Source organism: Labrys okinawensis (assembly GCF_047345005.1).
Lineage (GTDB): Bacteria > Pseudomonadota > Alphaproteobacteria > Rhizobiales > Labraceae > Labrys > Labrys okinawensis.
Window position 1 is genome coordinate 4,044,904 of sequence record NZ_CP178864.1, and the last position, 17,619, is coordinate 4,062,522.

Genomic DNA, 17,619 nt, shown 5'->3' on the forward strand with positions numbered 1-17,619 from the left:
TTGGCGCCCGGGGAACATCCACTTATATGGTGTGAAATTCGCCCGCACGATTGGAACAAATGGCTTTCTAACGTCGATAAGCTGCCAATCCGTGAACGCCTGCTCTCGCTGCCGCTAAAGGGGATCATGTTCGGCCTTTTTCGCAACAAGGAGCGCGATGCTCAGATATCGCGTCTTTACGACCAGATTCTGGCGCAGAGCCGCGACCCCGTGCTTTTCACTGATGGTCGCGTGCCTGACACGGTCGAGGGTCGCATCGACATGATGCTGCTCCATCTCTTCTTGCTGATGCATCGCCTCCATGACGAAAAGGGTGAGATCCATGAGCTCGCGCGCGGGGTCTGCGACCGCTTCTTCGCCGAACTCGACAGGGCAATGCGCGAAATGGGCGTGGGCGATCTCAGTGTTCCGAAGAAGATGCGCAAGGTCGCCGATATCTATACCGGCTGTTCCGCCGCCTACGGCAAGGCGCTCATGAGCACCGACAAGGCCGAATTGCCGGAGGCTTTGCTGCGCAATGTCTATGGCCGCAGCGAGGAGCGGCGAGGCGAAGCGAAGGCTCTCGCCGACTACGTTCGGCGGTCCAGTGACATCCTCGCCGGCGTACCTGCCGATGTTCTGGTGCGCGACGCCATCCCCTTTCCCTCTCCACCTCTCACCCTCGGTGCCAGCGCATGAGCAACGATAAGCACATCTTCTCACGGCCAGTGCATGTCCACGAGATTCCAGGCTCAGGCCGCCATTTCAACATCACCACGACCACGCCCGAGCGGGAGGCGGTTGCACACCAGCTGGGCCTGCCCGGCATCGCCGAACTCACGGCCAAACTGGTAGTGAGGCCCTTCGGTAAGGAAGGTCTCGCCGTCGACGGCACCATCCATGCCGTTCTGACGCAGGTCTGTGTTGTCTCGGCCGAGGATTTCGAGAGTACGATCGAGGCGCCGGTCGATATTCGCTTCTCGCCAGACGGGAAGGACCCGAATGCCGACTTCGATCTCGCCGAGCTCAACGACGCTGACGCCGAAGATCCGCCGGACCTGCTCACGGGCGGCGAAATCGATCTTGGCGCGATCATCGCCGAATTCCTGGCGTTGGCTCTCGATCCATATCCCCGCAAGCCGGGCATCGACTTCGAGGCACCGGAGGAGGATCCCTCTCTCTCGCCCTTCGCCGCTCTCAACGCGCTGAAGGACAAGAGCCGCTAAGCAGGTTCCGGAGAAGTGTCATACGATTCTCCGACAGAAATCCGCGATGGAGCAACGAATCGATCAGATTCAGCGCTGGCCTGGAAGCGCACGTCTGCCTGGAGCGTTCCGCCACCGATCGAACACGATCGTGTGAGATTGCACTCCTGAACGGACCGGTTAATTGACCGGTCATACACCTGAGCCTAAGCAGCATGAGGCATGCTTGGCACCTTTGGAGAAACCGATGTTCTTGAAGCGTTTTCTGGCCGGATTGGCGCTGGGCGCCTGTGTGCTCACGGTGGCCCAGTCCGCCAGTGCCGATGAGCAGATGAGCCGTCCCGCCATCGAGGCGATCGTCAAGGACTATCTGATGAAGCATCCGGAGGTCATCACGGACGCGCTCAATGCGATGCAGGCCAAGCAGGAGGCCGATGCGGCCGATCGTCAGAAGCAGATGGTCTCCGAGAACTTGGACACCATCCTCAATGCGCCGCAGAACGCCGTGCTCGGCAATCCGCAGGGTGACGTCACGCTGGTCGAGTTCTTCGACTACAATTGCGGCTACTGCAAGCGCGGGTTGGCCGACATGATCAAGCTGCTCGACACCGACAAGAACCTCAGGGTCGAGCTGCGCGACTATCCGATCCTGGCTCCCGGATCGATCGAGGCGGCCAATGTGGCACTCGCGGTCAAGAAACAGCTCAAGGGCGACAAGTTCCTGCCTTTCCATCAGGAATTGCTGGCCACTCGTGGTGCCGTCGACAAGGATCGTGCCCTACAGGTCGCCCAGGATACCGGCGTCGACATGACCAAGCTGCAGTCGGACCTCGGCGATGCATCCCTGCGCAAGGATATCGCAGCCAACCTGCAGCTCGGCGACAAGCTTGGCATCAATGGCACGCCCTCCTATGTGATCGGCAGTGAGATCGTTCCCGGTGCGATCGGCTATGACGCGCTGAAGGCCAAGATCGATTCGATGCGCAAATGCGGGCAGACCGTCTGCGGCTGAAACGGGATCGCCGGTGGATGATTGCCCGCCGGCTTTGCCTTCCGGATAGGACCGCCCTATAAGGGGCGCAGAAGGCCCGTGGCTTCATGCTTCGGGCTTTGAATTTATCATCCGAATGGAAAGCATGGCGCTCGTCTACATTCTGAACGGTCCCAATCTCAATATGCTCGGCGTCCGTGAGACGTCGGTCTACGGTACGCTTGATCTGGCTGGCATTGAGAAGCTGGCACGTGAACGCGCGGCTCGACTTGGGATGACTGTCGAATTTCGCCAGACGAACCATGAGGGCGTACTGCTCGACTGGGTGCACGAAGCCTTTCACAAGGGGGCGGTGGGCCTCATCATCAACCCCGGCGCCCTGACCCACACCTCGATTGCCCTGCATGACGCCATCAAGGCCGTTAGCCTGCCAGTAATCGAATTGCATCTATCCAACGTGTTCGCGCGTGAAAGCTTCCGGCACCATTCCTGGGTTTCGCCGGCCGCCAAGGGCGTGATCTGCGGATTTGGCCCGAAGGGCTATGAACTCGCCCTCGAAGCACTGGCTTCGAGCGTATCAGCTCAATGAATGACGGGGCCGGGAGCCCCGCGGAAACGCAAGGCATGACGATGTCGCGAACCAAATCCGGGATTGATCCCGAGATTATCCGGGAATTGGCCAATCTCCTCACGGAGACGGATCTCACCGAAATCGAGGTCCAGCAGGCGGATCTGCGCATCCGCGTGGCGCGGCAGATCAATGTCACGGCAACGGTTCCCATCGGCGCGCCTGTTGTCGGCGTCGCCCCTCCCGTGGCTGCTGCGGCTGCCGCTGTCCCAGCGGCTCCGGTGGCGGCAGATCCTTCCAACCATCCGGGCGTTCTCAAATCTCCGATGGTCGGCACGGCCTTCCTCGGTGCGGCGCCCGGCGCCAAGCCCTTCGTCGAAATCGGCTCGAAGGTCAACCAGGGCGACCGCGTGCTGATCGTCGAGGCCATGAAGACCTTCAACGACATCATCGCACCCAAGTCGGGCACCGTCACGGCCCTGTTCATCGAAGACAAGCAGCCGGTCGAATATGGCCAGCCGCTGATGATCATCGAGTAAAGTGGATGTTTGACAAGATCCTGATCGCGAATCGCGGCGAGATCGCCCTGCGTGTGCTGCGGGCCTGCAAGGAACTGGGCATCAAGACGGTGGCCGTGCATTCCACGGCGGACGCAGATGCCATGCATGTCAAGCTCGCCGACGAGAGCGTCTGCATCGGGCCTCCGCCGGCTCGCGAAAGCTATCTCAACATTCCCGCCCTGATCGCCGCCTGCGAGATTACCGGCGCCGAAGCCGTGCATCCAGGGTACGGCTTCCTCTCCGAGAATGCCCGCTTCGCCGATATTCTCGACCAGCACGGCATCGCCTTCATCGGCCCCAAGGCCGAGCATATCCGCATGATGGGCGACAAGATCGAGGCCAAGCGTACCGCCAAGCGCCTCGGCATTCCCTGTGTGCCGGGTTCGGAAGGTGGTGTGACGAACGATGCCGACGCCATTCGCATCGCGGGCGAGATCGGCTATCCCGTGCTGGTCAAGGCTGCCGCCGGTGGCGGCGGACGCGGCATGAAGGTGGCGCTGACGGCCGAAGAGCTCCCGGACGCCCTGGCGACTGCCCGTGCTGAGGCCTTGGCCGCCTTCGGCGACGATGCGGTCTATCTGGAAAAATATCTTCAGAAACCCCGCCATATCGAATTGCAGGTGCTCGGCGACGGCCAGGGCCATGCCATTCACCTAGGCGAGCGCGACTGCTCGCTGCAGCGCCGCCATCAGAAGGTCTGGGAGGAAGGCCCCTCCCCCGCGCTCAATCCCGAGCAGCGCAAAAGGATCGGCGCCATCGTCGCCGACGCGATGATCGAGCTCGGCTATGTCGGTGCCGGCACGATCGAGTTCCTCTATGAGAATGGCGAGTTCTACTTCATTGAGATGAACACGCGCATCCAGGTGGAGCATCCGGTCACGGAGATGATCACCGGCATCGACCTGGTGAATGAGCAGATCAAGATCGCCGCCGGCTCGCCGCTGTCGATCAAGCAGTCGGATGTACAGATCGAGGGCCACGCCATCGAATGCCGCATCAATGCCGAGAATGCCGCGACGTTCCGGCCCTCGCCCGGGACGATCAGCTATTACCACCCGCCGGGCGGCCTCGGTGTGCGCGTCGATTCGGCCGTCTACCAGGGCTATCGCATTCCGCCCTATTATGATTCGCTGATCGGCAAGCTCATCGTGCATGGCCGCACGCGCACCGAATGCCTGATGCGCCTGCGGCGCGCCATCGATGAGTTCGTCGTCGACGGCGTGGAGACTACTCTGCCCCTGTTTCGCACCCTCGTGCGTAACCCCGATATGCAGAACGGCCTCTACGATATTCATTGGCTTGAGAAATTCCTCGAAGCCGGGGGCATGCGCGACAGCGAATAAGGGGTTCCATTGTCGAACGCCGACCAAGATCTGGAAATCACGCCGCAGGTTCTGCTCAAAGCCTATGCCTGCGGTATTTTCCCGATGGCGGAAAGCGCCGATGACCCTGGCCTCTATTGGGTGGAGCCGGAATACCGCGGCATCATCCCCCTCAACCATCTGATCGTTTCGCACCGTCTCGCCCGCACCATCCGCTCCGACCGCTTCGAGGTGGTCGTCGACCACGATTTCGAGGCGGTGATCGACGCCTGCGCCACACCCGCCGCCGGGCGCCGCTCGACCTGGATCAACAAGCGGATCCGCAAGCTCTACGGCGAGCTCTTCGCTCTCGGCCATTGCCACACTGTGGAGGCGTATCAGGAGGGGCGGCTGGTCGGCGGCCTCTATGGTGTCGACCTCGCCGGTGCCTTCTTTGGCGAAAGCATGTTCCACCGCGAACGAGACGCCTCCAAGGTGGCGCTAGCCCATCTGGTGGCCCGGATGCGACATGGCGGCTACCGCCTGCTCGATACCCAGTTCGTCACCGACCATCTCCTCAGTCTCGGCGCGGTAGAACTGTCGCGCTCGCAGTACCACCTGCTGCTCAACAACGCCCTGCAAATCGACGGCGACTTCCTGGTCTGGCCAAAGGGTGAGACGAAGACGGGCGCGGAGATCCTAGCCGAACTGGCAAAATGAGTGGCGTCATGACGGCCACGCCCACACGCGGCCAGCCCCTTGCCTCGCTGATGGCAATCAGCGCCGCAGCCTCCATGGTCGCGGTGGCATAGATATCCGCCTGCAGGATGCGGGGGACCTGGTTCAGCAACACATCCGCAATGCTGTGCCGCTCTGTCAGTCCTGCGGCGCGTTGGGATCGACTGGCTGGTCGAAGAAATCGCCATTGGCATTGCCATTGCCATTGTCGCCGGCATCGGGCGGAGGCGCTATCTCGTCCGTCGGCAGCTTGCCCTTCTTGCCCTTGCCGGGCTTGGGGCCTGGTGCGGAGGCGACGACGGGTGGCGGGGGCGGCTCGGTGCTCTTGCCGCCCTTGCAGTCGTTGAGCCAGACGTCATAGACGGGATGCTCGACACCGTTCAGGCCGGGACTGGCTGCAAACATCCAGCCATTGAACAGACGCTCGACCTTCTTGCTGAGGGTCATCTCGTCTATCTCGACGAAGCTGGTGGTCTGCGGATCCTCGCTGGCCGAACGCGAATAACACACGCGCGGCGTCACGCTGAGCGCGCCGAACTTCACCGTCTGACCCACAGGCACCTCGAAGGTGCTGATCTCGCCCGAGATCTTGTCGAGGCCGGTAAATACCGCCGTCGGGTTGGCGATCCTCTCCGCGCGAGCCTGCTCGACGCCAGTCGCAACCGAGACGCCGGCCAAGGCCAAGCCAGTCAGCAGGAGACAGCGCAGAGAGGTTGAAGCTAAAAGACTCAAGGGCAAGCAGATCCGTGTCCAAGGCAGCCCGAACGGCATACTGCCCTATCGGGGCGAAAAGACGGCTATCGAAACCGCCACCTTTGCCTCTGTTACTCGCCCGGTGTCCAGGCCTTGTAATCGCCCGTGGCGGCGGGACGGTGGCCGTGAGAGAGCATCGAGCCCTTGGGGTGATAGGCGTCCACCGTGCCGGTCTGGTTCGGGCGATGAGGCTTTTGCCACTCGTGCGGCGTGTACTCGGTCTCGCTCGGGGGCGTGTCGATCTGGTGATGCATCCAGCCCCACCAGCCTGGCGGGATCGCGGTTGCTTCGGCATAGCCCTTGTACAGCACCCAACGCCGCTGCACGCCGATCGTCGGATCCACAGCGCCGCCCTTGGTGCGGTAATAGACGTTGCCGAACTCGTCCTCACCCACACGCTCGCCCTTGCGCGAGGTCCAGAAACGGGTCCCGATCGTGGAGCCGTTCCACCATGTGAAGATCTGGAGAAGCGTGTTCATACTGGCTGCCGTTCTCGATGACGTACTGAGATGTCTTATGGCCAAGAGCGACGGCGATGTCCACCGTTACCCCGCGCGCGGGCCGCGTTTTATAGGCGCGCGATCGCCTGTGTGATCAATGCGAAGAACCCCTCCGCCTGAACATGTCCCAGCACATGAGCATTCTTCGGCCGCTGCGTGACGCCCCACCAGTCGATCACAGTCATGCCCATGGTGAGTTCGGACGTGGTTTCGATCTCGACATTGCAGGAGCGGCCGGAAAACAGCTCCGGCTTGATCAGCCAGGCGATGACGCAGGGGTCGTGCAGCGGGCCACCCTCGGAGCCATATTTCTGCACATCGAAACGCTCGAAGAAATCGAGCCAACCCACAGTTGCCTGAGAGACTTTCGAACCTATGGCCCTGATGGCGGCGACGCGATTGGGCGTGGTCAATGCCTTGTGCGTGGCGTCGAGCGGCACCATGGTGACCGGCGCGCCCGAACCGAAAACCACCTTGGCGGCATGGGGATCGACGAAGATGTTGAACTCGGCTGCCGGCGTGATGTTGCCACCCTCGAAGCAGCCGCCGCCCATCAGCACGATCTCCCGGATGCGCGGCGCGATACGCGGCTCGCGGATCAGCGCCATCGCAAGGTTGGTGAGCGGTCCGAGCGCGCACAGCGTGACGATGCCGGGAGGCCGCGTCATCAAGGTCTCGATGATGAAGTCGACGCCATGACGAGGGTCGAGCGGCATCGTCGGCTCCGGCAGATCCGCACCGTCGAGGCCGGTCTTGCCATGCACATGCTCGGCGGTGACCAACGGCCTGAGAAGCGGCTGGTCGGCGCCGGCACAGACAGTGATGTCGGCGCGATCGGCCAGTTCGCAGATCACCCGCACATTCCGGCTGGTGAGGGCCAGCGGCACATTCCCCGCCACGGCCGTGATACCGATCACCTCGATCGCCTCTGGATTGCCCAGCGCCAGCAGGATAGCCAGCGCATCGTCCTGGCCGGGATCGGTGTCGATAATGATGGAACGGGGCATGGGAGACTCGGAACAGGAAGGACGCGCCGGACCATGGACCGGGGCGAAGAGGGAAGCAAGATCGGGAGGCGATCTGCTCTACCTGGGCAGAGAATGTCCAATATCCGCACCGCTATTCCTTGTGAGCATCCAGCTTCTCCTCCAGCCTCCTCACCAGCCCGATCAGTTCCGCCACCTGCGTCTCGCGCAACAGGTCCAGCTTCTGGTGCAGGAGCTCGATCTCGAGCTCGGCCTTGGTGTTCACGTCATAATCATGGGTGGCGGCGGCCCGGTCGATGGCGGCCTGACGGTTCTGGCTCATCATGATGAAGGGGGCGGCATAGGCGGCCTGGAAGGAGAGCGCCAGGTTGAGCAGGATGAAGGGATAGGGATCCCAATGCTGCACCCAGGCAGCGACATTGAGCACCATCCAGGCCACCAGCAGGATCGATTGCACGATGATGAAGGGCCAGCTGCCCATCATGGCCGCGACGAAATCGGCGACCTGGGCGCCAAAGGACAGGTCCGACGGGCGCGGCGGCCGGCGCGTCCGCCGCTCGCCCCGCAGCCTGTGCAGGAGTGCCAGTTCGTCATCGTGCAGTTTGGTGGCGAGGCTCATCTTCATCTCTCTCCGGTGGGGCGGTTTGCGATGATGGTACAAAATCCGCTGTTTCTCTTGATGCTTTTTATTGTCGTCAAATCGGTGTCTAAGCAGGTGCTCGATCAGTGGCATCGCTGCAGGAGAACGGACAATGGCCGAGGGACTTCATCGTGTCGTCATCGTCGGCGCCGGCTTCGGAGGCCTGGAGGCGGTGAATCATCTCAAGGGCGCACCGGTGGAAATCACCGTGATCGACCAGCGCAACCACCATATCTTCCAGCCCCTGCTCTACCAGGTCGCCACCGCCTCGCTCGCCACTTCGGAGATCGCCTGGCCGATCCGCCAACTGATGCGCGGGCGGCCGGAAGTCACGACGCTGCTGGCCGAGGTCGTCGGCGTGGACCAGGAGGCGCGTCAAGTGCGGCTGCGCGATGGCGCCAGCGTGCCCTATGACACCCTCCTCCTCGCCACCGGTGCCCGCCACGCCTATTTCGGCCATGACGAATGGGAGCCCTACGCGCCCGGCCTGAAGACCATCGAGGATGCCACCACGATTCGTCGCCGCATCCTGATGGCCTTCGAGGAGGCTGAGATGGAGACCGATTCCAAAGCGCAGGATGCACTTCTCGCCTTCGTCATTGTCGGTGCGGGTCCGACGGGCGTCGAGCTGGCCGGTACTATCGCCGAACTCGCCCGCGATACGCTACCGCCCGATTTCCGCAACATCGACACCCATAAGGCCCGAGTGGTGCTAATCGAGGCTGGGCCGCGCGTTCTGGCGGGTTATCCCGAGGACCTCACAGATTACACGAAGCGTTCGCTTGAAGAGCTTGGCGTGGAGGTCGAGCTCGGCGCGGCCGTCACCGAATGCACGGCCGAAGGCGTGATCTATGGTGGCAAGACGCTCGCGGCGAGAACCATCGTCTGGGCTGCAGGCGTGCGCGCCTCGCCCGCCGCCGAATGGCTGGGCGTGCCAGCAGACCGGAATGGGCGAATCATCATCCAGCCGGACCTGACCATTCCCGGTCACCCGGAAATCTTCGCCATCGGCGACACCGTTACCCTGCCCGGCCCCAATGGCAAACCGGTCCCCGGCATTGCACCGGCGGCGAAGCAAGCCGGTATCTATGTCGCAAGGGCCATAAGAGCCCGCCTTGAGGGGGGGCCTGCACCAGGCCAGTTCCAATACAGGCATCAGGGGAGCCTGGCCCAGATCGGCAAGCGCAAGGCCGTGATCGATTTCGGCTGGATAAAGCTTCGTGGCGCAATTGCCTGGTGGATATGGGGTATTGCCCATATCTACTTCCTGATTGGCGTGCGCACCCGGCTCAGTGTGGCGCTGAACTGGCTGTGGATTCACGCCCGCAACCAGCGCAGTGCGCGCCTCATCACGCAAGGCAGCGATAGCCAGAGCGATTCGTCCGGCGGCCGGACGGCGTCCTGATAGGTGATGAAACCGTTCCGCTGCGATTCGCTGGCGATTTTCCTCTAATTGAGTTACCCTGCGGCACCTTCTCAAGGGCTTGCACGCAAGCTCTCGCGGGGTGTCCACGTGCCATCTTGAGACATGGTAAATGAAACATGACCGGAACATGGCAATTCCGCGACGGGCTTATGTCGGGGATTCCTTGAGAGATTCCCGAGCCTTGTCACCAAGCGCTCATGCCGCTCACCCTTTTCCACAGCTCAATACCATATGTAGATAGTCCCGATTTTGCCGGCACAAAATCTTGACGCACCCCGCCAGCATGCCTACCTTCAACCTATAGTCTGAAACGTCAGCGGCGGGGGGAACTCCGGGGGTAGCGACCAGGTTTTCGAACCTGGAGTTCCAACTGCGGGCGGGGGCAATGCACCCTAAAGGACACAGTAAACAGGATGTCAGATAGCGTGAACCGAGCCGTGATCATGGCACGGCGCGGGTTTTTGCGTCCAATTTTCGGGGCAGATCGCAATGCGGATAGAACGGCTTTACACGAAGAGGGGGCAGTCCCCTTACGCCTCCATCACCTTCCGGACAGCCACGAGCGAGATCCGGAATCCGGACGGCTCGATCGTTTTCCGTCTTGAGAATATCGCCGTGCCCGAGGCCTGGAGCCAGGTTGCGGCCGATATCCTGGCCCAGAAATACTTCCGCAAGGCGGGCGTGCCTGCGATCATGAAGAAGGCGGAAGAAAACGCCGTGCCCTCCTGGCTGTGGCGCACCATCCCCGACAAGAAGGCTCTGGCCGCCCTCCCCGAGGCCGAGCGCACTGTCGGCGAGACGGATTCGCGCCAGGTCTTCGATCGCCTCGCTGGCACCTGGACCTATTGGGGCTGGAAGGGCGGTTACTTCGACAGCGAGGAGGATGCCCAGGCCTTCTATGACGAGCACCGCTACATGCTCGCCATGCAGATGGTCGCGCCCAATTCGCCGCAATGGTTCAATACGGGCCTGCATTGGGCCTATGGCATCGACGGCCCCGGCCAGGGTCATTTCTATGTGGACTACAAGACCGGCAAGCTGACCTCGTCGACCTCGGCCTACGAGCATCCGCAACCGCATGCCTGCTTCATCCAGTCGGTTGCCGACGACCTCGTCAACGAGGGCGGCATCATGGACCTGTGGGTGCGCGAGGCGCGCCTGTTCAAATATGGTTCGGGCACCGGTTCCAACTTCTCGGCCCTGCGCAGCGAGGGCGAGAAGCTCTCGGGCGGTGGGCGCTCCTCCGGCCTGATGTCCTTCCTGAAGATCGGCGACCGCGCCGCCGGCGCCATCAAGTCGGGCGGCACCACGCGCCGCGCCGCCAAGATGGTGGTCGTCGATGCCGATCACCCCGATATCGAGACCTATATCGACTGGAAGGTGAAGGAGGAGCAGAAGGTTGCCGCCCTCGTCACCGGATCCAAGATCGTGCAACGGCACCTCAAGGCCGTGATGCGCGCCTGCGTGCAGTGCGAAGGCCCGGGCGACGATTGCTTCGACCCCGAACGCAACCCGGCCCTCAAGCGCGAGATCAAGGCGGCCCGCCGCAACCTGGTCTCCGACAACCTGATCAAGCGCGTCATTCAGTTCGCCAAGCAGGGCTACAAGGACATCTCCTTCGACACCTATAACACCGACTGGGATTCGGAGGCCTATCTCACGGTAGCGGGCCAGAACTCGAACAATTCGGTGCGCGTCGACGACGCCTTCCTGAATGCCGTCGAGCGTGACGGCGACTGGGAGCTCAAGGCTCGTATTACCGGCAAGACGGTGAAGACGCTGAAGGCCCGCGACCTTTGGGAAAAGATCGGCCATGCCGCCTGGGCTTCGGCGGATCCGGGCATCCAGTACCACACCACCATCAACGACTGGCACACGTGCGCGGCCTCGGGGCCGATCCGCGCCTCCAACCCGTGCTCGGAATACATGTTTCTCGACGACACGGCCTGCAACCTGGCGTCCTTGAACCTGCTGCAGTTCCGCAATGCGGACGGCAGCTTCAACCTGGCGTCCTACGAGCATGCCGTCCGCCTGTGGACTGTTGTGCTCGAGATCTCGGTGATGATGGCGCAGTTCCCCTCCAAGGCGATCGCGGAGCTTTCCTACCGCTACCGCACGCTGGGCCTGGGCTATGCCAATATCGGCGGCCTGCTGATGACCTCCGGCATCCCCTATGATTCCGACCAGGGTCGCGCTCTGGGCGGCGCCCTCTCGGCCATCATGACAGGCGTGGCCTATGCAACCTCGGCCGAGATGGCCAAGGAGCTTGGCGCCTTCCCGGACTATGAGCCGAACCGCGACTCCATGCTGCGCGTCATCCGCAACCACCGCCGCGCCGCCCGTGGCGAGACCTCTGGCTATGAGGCGCTCGCCACCAATCCCGTGGCACTCGACCTTGCCACCCTCGGTCGCCTTGGCGAGAACGGCGCCGCCATCGCCGAGCATGCCAAGAAAGCCTGGGACAAGGCCCTGGAGCTCGGCGAGAAGCATGGCTACCGCAATGCCCAGGCGACCGTGATCGCGCCCACCGGCACGATCGGCCTCGTCATGGATTGCGACACCACCGGCATCGAACCGGACTTCGCCCTGGTGAAGTTCAAGAAGCTCGCGGGCGGAGGCTATTTCAAGATCATCAACCGCGCGGTTCCCGAAGCCCTGCGCACGCTCGGCTATTCGGAAGCTGATATCGCCGAGATGGAAGCCTATGCGGTGGGTCATGCCTCGCTGCGCCAGGCCCCGTCCATCAATCACACCTCGTTGCTCGCCAAGGGCTTCACCGAGGAGAAGCTGGCGCAGGTCGAAAAGGCCCTCGCCTCTGCTTTCGACATCAAGTTCGTCTTCAACAAGTGGACGCTGGGCGAGGACTTCATCACCGGCAAGCTCGGCGTACCTGCCGAGAAGCTGAACGAGGCTTCGTTCGACCTGCTCACCTATCTCGGCTTCTCCAAGTCGGACATCGAGAAAGCCAATGTGCATGTTTGCGGCGCGATGACACTGGAAGGCGCCCCGCACCTCAAGGCCGAGCACCTGCCGGTGTTCGATTGCGCCAATCCCTGCGGGCGCCTGGGCAAGCGCTATCTCTCGGTCGACAGCCATATCCGCATGATGGCAGCGGCACAGCCCTTCATCTCCGGCGCGATCTCCAAGACCATCAACATGCCGAACGATGCCACGGTCGAGGATTGCAAGGCGGCCTATCAGCTGTCCTGGCGCCTGGCTCTGAAGGCCAACGCCCTCTATCGCGACGGCTCCAAGCTCTCGCAGCCGCTCAACTCGCAGCTTCTCGCCGATGAGGACGAGCAGGATGCGGTGGAAGAGCATCTCGAGCGTTCCGTGCCGGCCCGCGCCGCGCAGGTCGCCGAGAAGATCGTCGAGCGCATCATCGAGCGGGTGGAAGTGGCCCGCGAGCGCGAGAAGATGCCCGACCGCCGCAAGGGCTACACCCAGAAGGCCACGGTGGGCGGCCACAAGATCTATCTGCGCACCGGCGAATATGACGATGGCCGTCTCGGCGAGATCTTCATCGACATGCACAAGGAAGGCGCCGCCTTCCGCGCGATGATGAACAACTTCGCCATCGCCATCTCGCTTGGCCTGCAATACGGCGTGCCGCTGGAAGAATATGTGGAAGCCTTCACCTTCACCCGCTTCGAGCCGGCCGGCTTCGTGCAGGGCAACGACTCGATCAAGAACGCCACGTCGATCCTCGACTATGTGTTCCGCGAGCTCGCCATCTCCTATATCGGCCGCTACGACCTCGCCCATGTCGTGCCGGACGAGGACAGCCACGCCACGCTCGGCGGTGGTGAAACCCGCGCCCCTGCGGCCCCGGTGGTCGCGCCGATCTCAAGGGGCCTCGTGCGCTCCAAGACCGAACGCTTCGTGGTGATGCCGGGTGGCGCTGCCGCCGCCAGCACCTCACTCGCGCCGGTCTCGGGCGAAGCCCGCGGCGCCATCACCGCCCTCTCCTCGGCAGTGGCCAGTGCCGGCCTTACCCGCGGCGTGGTGGCTGGGCCGGGCGCTACCATCGGCGCCACGGCGCTGAAGGAGGAGGAAGCTCTCGACAGCCTTACCTGGAGCGCCCCTGCCCCGGTGGTGAAGCCCGCTTCCGAGCGCCGCAAGGAAGCCAAGCTGCGTGGCTACGAAGGCGAAGCCTGCCCCGAATGCGCCAACTTCACACTGGTGCGGAATGGGACATGCCTGAAGTGCGACACTTGTGGTGGCACGACGGGCTGCAGCTGAGGCCGCGGGGAGTTATAGCGCTGACGACCACCAAAGTTTGGCCACTCGAAGAGAAATAGATCGTTTAATATCAATCCCTTAGCAGGGACAGCAGAGACGCCGGGCAAGCAAGTTTGTCCGGCGTTGCATTTTGAGGCCAGAATTCGCTTGGAAACCTTCGGAATCTTCAAAAGCTGATTTGTAGCGTGTGAGGTTTCGGCAAAGCCCGGTGCGTGCATGATCCCGATTCTTCGCGGGCGACATTTTTGGGATCACTTTGCCAGGAGCTCGGTCAGCAAATTGTCATAGGCTTCGACAACGGATGGTTCCGTCGCCAGGAAGCGGCGGATGAGCTGTCTCTGGCGATCGCGATAGTTTAGCCAGTTGTCGTCATGGTGTTCCAGGGCGTCGACGAGCATCCGGGCGCCAACGTCGATTTCCGAATGGGGATAATAATAGCCAAGTTCCGGAATGAGATCGGCATTGTGGATTAGGGGATAACCCTGCCAGCAACACTCCAGATAGAAATAATTGAGCGGAAGACCCCATTGGTGGGAAATGACGCCATCGGTGTAGTTGGCAAGGAACCAGGGGGTGTCCACCCGTCCGATGAAGCTTGCCTTTTGCGCCTTGACGATGTCGAGTTGACGCATGAGGCCGGCAAACTCACGGTTCTGCTCGACGAAGCGTGTCGAATTGGCGACGTGAAGAAATTCGATGCGATTCGGCACTGATCGGAAGGCAAGCTCGGCCACCAGGATCGGATGGAGGCAGAACTTGAGCACGTCGATATTCGGTTCGACGATCGCGAGGCGCTTCGCCCCGGTGCGGGGCCGATACTCCCCCTGATTCTCGAAATTCGCGGTGACGGCCTCGATCGCCAGAGGATCCCAGACGAAAGGAACCTGCCTGGCAGGGCAGCGGCGGAAGGTTTGCAGATAGCCTCGATTCCCGGCATAGACCTGCGGGATGATCCACAACTGGTCATAGTGGGGATTGATGAATATCGTCTCCCACAAGGGTCGATCGAAAATCATCGCCTCGATGTTCTGGACATATTCCGGCCCGCAACAATAGCTTATCAGACGCGTGCCTTGCGCTTTCAGGCGAGCGGTCTCTTCCTGGCTGACTTGCCCGCCCAGCTCGATCACGACGTCCAGGCCCGGCCATCCCTCACTGAAGGGCACCGTGCTGAAGTAGTCGAGATCCCACGGTAGCTGGGAGGTGATCGGGACATTCGTCGTATTGAGGAGCAGGACCTCGTGTCCGCTGGCGGAGTGTTTCAGGGCCTTCGCAAGAAACAGGGCATTTTGCTTGATGCCGTTGATCCAAAGACTCTCATCGGGCTTTTGCAGGCCGATCGTGATTCCGATGCGCAGAGAGCGAAGACTCACGATGCCTTATCCTCGGCGAAGAGATCGAGGAGTGTTTGACCGTAAGACGTGATGTTCGCCTCACTCAGGGGATCGAGCTTGCTCAGAAATGCCCGCCCCTGGCGTCGATAATCGTCGAAGTGCCGGTCGTGGCCTGCGAAGGCCTGCAAGAGCGCCGATGCGGCGTCCTCCGGATCGAAATTGCGGTAGCTGTAGCCACATCCCTCCAGCAAATGAGAGTTATGGATAAGCGGATAGCCGCCATAAAGAGCTTCGTAATAGAGGTAGTTCTGTGCATTTTCCCAATGATGGGAGACGATGGCATCCGCGAACGGCCCCATGATTTCGAAGATGGGATACCGCCCCTCGAAGGTTGCCAATCCCTGCTTCACCAGGTCGAGGCTGCGTGCATAGGCCACGAAATCGCGATGCTCCTTGAAGGCGAGCGATCCGAACACGCGCAGGATTTCGATCACCGACGGGTTTCGCCGATGCGCGACATCACAGGCAAGCATAGGCAGGTGACAGGTCTTGACGCTACATACGTTGGGCTCGAGCACCGCGCAGCGCCAGCGTTTGCGCCCTGGTTCATACTCGAAGATTTTGCCAGGGTGTGCGACCGCCAAAGCCCGCTCGAGTACCGCAGGGCTCCATAGATGCTGCATGATGCGCACGGGCGCCCGGAAGCCGGTCTTGTAATAGCCCACGCAGGTGCGCTCGAAGGCCGGCAGGGTCCAGATCTCGTGGTAGGGAACGCCTGCCATGAGCAACGCAGGGTCAAGGCCGTAAGCCATGCGCTCGCTATCTATGACGAAGTCGTTCGCCACCCTCATGCCGACGATACGCCCTCCTCTCGCGACGAACTGTCGTCCCCAGTCCGGGTCGAGTTGTGCGCTGAGCTCGATGAGCACGTCGAGTTCGTTCATGGCCGTGGCGAGATCGATCACCGGTGCTGGCGCATCGGCAAGAAAGTTGCCTGCCTCGGCTGGATCCCCCGGCCCTCCCCTGACGATGAAACACCCCTCGACGAGCGGGCTGTTCTTCAACAGCAGAAGCAGGAAGAAGCAATTCTGGAAGATGCCATTTTCCCACAGTGACTGTTGCCCCTCGCGAAAATAAAGCGTGACGCCGACACGGATTCGATCGCGCTTCTCGCGGCGAAAGGGAGGTTGCGTCGACATGTTCATGGCGAGGTTCATGCGCGTTTCCACGCTCTTTCAGGTAGCGTCAAATTGACAAGTCGCCGGGCGTAGGCGTCCAGATTGACTGGATTTGCCGGGCTCAATGCATCGATGGCCCGCCGGCTACGCGTGGTATAGGCATCGAAGTTGCGATCATGTTCTTGCAAGGCGAGCCTGAACTGCGCCGCGCCGGCTTCAACGTCCGACCGCGGGTAGTAATAACCTATCTCCGTGAACATCTCGGAGTTGTGGATCAGCGGATATCCGCCGCAGACCGCGTCAAGATAAAGATAGTTCTGGGCGCAATCGATCTGATGGCTGACCACCATGTTGGCTCCCGTAGCCATGACATGGGCAAAATAGTCCCTTCCGCCCATTTCGATCTTGCCATGCTTGCCAAGATCGAGGTTCTCGATCAGGAAGCGGAAGGTCGCCTGATCCGACATGTGCTTGCTGTTGAGCAGGCGTACCCGCTCGATAATTGCCGGCTCGCGTCGCTCGATCTCTTCGCAAATCATCAGGGGAATCAGGCCCATCTTGATCGGCGACACATTCGGCTCGAATATGGCGGGACAGACCTTGCCTGGCTGCAGCGAACCCGGCTGGTAGCCGAACGGCCGCTCCTTCGCCGTCTCCAAAAGAAAAGTCGGTGCCCATAAATAGGGTACTTCATATGCCGGGCAGCGATGGATGCTGCGCATCATCGCCGTGAAAGCGCGATCCTTCGGAAGCAGCCACACCTCGTCGCAACGCTCCGCCTCGCTGAAGAAGCTCGGGCGTTTGAATATCGCCGGCTCGATCATCGCGGCGTAGGGCTGTCCGCAATTGGCAAAGGCGACACGACCGCCTCGAGCTCTGAACCGGGCAAGCCACTCGACATCCAGCCCCCCGGACATCTCGATAGCCACGTCGATAATATCGGAAGAGGCGTCGCGAAGAGGAATCAGTGGGAAATGTGAACCCATCTCACCGGAGTCGCCTGGTGGATATTCCTGGTCGCCGCAATTGAGCAGGACCACGCGCTCGACGAACGGTATGCGTTCCAGAGCGCTGGCCAGATGATAGACATTCTGGCCGATGCCATTGTTCCACAGATTATGACCCTGATGGGTCAGGATCGAAATTCCGATCCGCATCGCGTTCTCCCTATCAAGGTCGTATCCAGCTCTGGGCGGTTTCAGGCGAGCGCCGCCTCGC

At 61.6% G+C, this 17,619-nt stretch carries 16 protein-coding genes; 9 read left to right on the top strand and 7 right to left on the bottom strand.

Annotated elements, in window-relative coordinates:
• Nucleotides 1-126: 126 nt before the first annotated feature.
• From ACMDCR_RS18970 to aat, 7 genes are all read left to right on the top strand, one after another.
• Entirely contained in the window at nucleotides 127-678 is a 552-nt protein-coding gene (locus tag ACMDCR_RS18970; RefSeq protein ID WP_413988101.1) for a ubiquinol-cytochrome C chaperone family protein, read from the top strand.
• On the top strand, nucleotides 675-1,205 hold the full coding sequence (locus ACMDCR_RS18975) for a YceD family protein (RefSeq protein WP_413988102.1): 531 nt from the start codon (nucleotides 675-677) through the stop codon (nucleotides 1,203-1,205). Before ACMDCR_RS18970 ends, ACMDCR_RS18975 begins: the two co-directional genes overlap by 4 nt.
• 226 nt (nucleotides 1,206-1,431) lie before the next feature.
• Nucleotides 1,432-2,196, top strand: coding sequence for a DsbA family protein (locus ACMDCR_RS18980; RefSeq protein WP_413988103.1), 765 nt, complete (start codon nucleotides 1,432-1,434; stop codon nucleotides 2,194-2,196).
• Nucleotides 2,197-2,320: 124 nt separating this feature from the next.
• Nucleotides 2,321-2,764 (top strand): type II 3-dehydroquinate dehydratase, encoded by a 444-nt coding sequence (aroQ, locus tag ACMDCR_RS18985; protein ID WP_413988104.1) that lies wholly within the window; start codon nucleotides 2,321-2,323, stop codon nucleotides 2,762-2,764.
• 35 nt (nucleotides 2,765-2,799) lie between these two features.
• The gene (gene accB, locus ACMDCR_RS18990) at nucleotides 2,800-3,282 is read left to right on the top strand and encodes an acetyl-CoA carboxylase biotin carboxyl carrier protein (RefSeq protein ID WP_413988105.1); all 483 of its coding nucleotides are present in this window, start codon (nucleotides 2,800-2,802) and stop codon (nucleotides 3,280-3,282) included.
• 5 nt (nucleotides 3,283-3,287) lie between these two features.
• On the top strand, nucleotides 3,288-4,646 hold the full coding sequence (gene accC / locus ACMDCR_RS18995) for an acetyl-CoA carboxylase biotin carboxylase subunit (protein WP_413988106.1): 1,359 nt from the start codon (nucleotides 3,288-3,290) through the stop codon (nucleotides 4,644-4,646).
• Between the two features lie 9 nt (nucleotides 4,647-4,655).
• Nucleotides 4,656-5,324 (top strand): leucyl/phenylalanyl-tRNA--protein transferase, encoded by a 669-nt coding sequence (aat, locus tag ACMDCR_RS19000; RefSeq protein WP_413988107.1) that lies wholly within the window; start codon nucleotides 4,656-4,658, stop codon nucleotides 5,322-5,324.
• A 156-nt stretch (nucleotides 5,325-5,480) separates the two neighbouring features.
• On the opposite strand, the gene ACMDCR_RS19005 is transcribed toward aat, so the two are convergent.
• The 4 genes from ACMDCR_RS19005 to ACMDCR_RS19020 all read right to left on the bottom strand — a co-directional run bounded on the left by ACMDCR_RS19005 (nucleotide 5,481) and on the right by ACMDCR_RS19020 (nucleotide 8,206).
• The gene (locus tag ACMDCR_RS19005) at nucleotides 5,481-6,026 is read right to left on the bottom strand and encodes a DUF2155 domain-containing protein (RefSeq protein ID WP_413988108.1); all 546 of its coding nucleotides are present in this window, start codon (nucleotides 6,024-6,026) and stop codon (nucleotides 5,481-5,483) included.
• Between the two features lie 140 nt (nucleotides 6,027-6,166).
• Nucleotides 6,167-6,574: an NADH:ubiquinone oxidoreductase subunit NDUFA12 gene (locus ACMDCR_RS19010; RefSeq protein ID WP_413988109.1), complete on the bottom strand. Its 408-nt coding sequence runs from the start codon at nucleotides 6,572-6,574 to the stop codon at nucleotides 6,167-6,169.
• Between the two features lie 89 nt (nucleotides 6,575-6,663).
• A complete protein-coding gene (locus ACMDCR_RS19015) occupies nucleotides 6,664-7,602 on the bottom strand; it encodes a nucleoside hydrolase (RefSeq protein WP_413988110.1) in 939 nt (312 codons plus the stop codon).
• 112 nt (nucleotides 7,603-7,714) lie between these two features.
• The gene (locus ACMDCR_RS19020; protein ID WP_413988111.1) at nucleotides 7,715-8,206 is read right to left on the bottom strand and encodes a DUF1003 domain-containing protein; all 492 of its coding nucleotides are present in this window, start codon (nucleotides 8,204-8,206) and stop codon (nucleotides 7,715-7,717) included.
• A 127-nt stretch (nucleotides 8,207-8,333) separates the two neighbouring features.
• Between ACMDCR_RS19020 and ACMDCR_RS19025 the strand changes: the two genes are divergently transcribed.
• Nucleotides 8,334-9,626: an NAD(P)/FAD-dependent oxidoreductase gene (locus ACMDCR_RS19025; RefSeq protein ID WP_413988112.1), complete on the top strand. Its 1,293-nt coding sequence runs from the start codon at nucleotides 8,334-8,336 to the stop codon at nucleotides 9,624-9,626.
• Nucleotides 9,627-10,136: 510 nt separating this feature from the next.
• Entirely contained in the window at nucleotides 10,137-13,889 is a 3,753-nt protein-coding gene (locus tag ACMDCR_RS19030) for a vitamin B12-dependent ribonucleotide reductase (protein ID WP_413988113.1), read from the top strand.
• Between the two features lie 251 nt (nucleotides 13,890-14,140).
• On the opposite strand, the gene ACMDCR_RS19035 is transcribed toward ACMDCR_RS19030, so the two are convergent.
• From ACMDCR_RS19035 to ACMDCR_RS19045, 3 genes are read right to left on the bottom strand one after another with little or no spacing between them, the layout of a single operon-like run.
• Nucleotides 14,141-15,262: a DUF2827 domain-containing protein gene (locus ACMDCR_RS19035; protein WP_413988114.1), complete on the bottom strand. Its 1,122-nt coding sequence runs from the start codon at nucleotides 15,260-15,262 to the stop codon at nucleotides 14,141-14,143.
• Nucleotides 15,259-16,440: a DUF2827 domain-containing protein gene (locus tag ACMDCR_RS19040; protein WP_413988115.1), complete on the bottom strand. Its 1,182-nt coding sequence runs from the start codon at nucleotides 16,438-16,440 to the stop codon at nucleotides 15,259-15,261. The genes ACMDCR_RS19035 and ACMDCR_RS19040 overlap by 4 nt, the downstream gene beginning before the upstream one ends.
• Nucleotides 16,437-17,558 carry a DUF2827 family protein gene (locus tag ACMDCR_RS19045; protein ID WP_413988116.1) on the bottom strand — a complete coding sequence of 374 codons (1,122 nt, stop codon included), beginning with the start codon at nucleotides 17,556-17,558 and terminating at the stop codon, nucleotides 16,437-16,439. The genes ACMDCR_RS19040 and ACMDCR_RS19045 overlap by 4 nt, the downstream gene beginning before the upstream one ends.
• Nucleotides 17,559-17,619 lie beyond the last annotated feature (61 nt).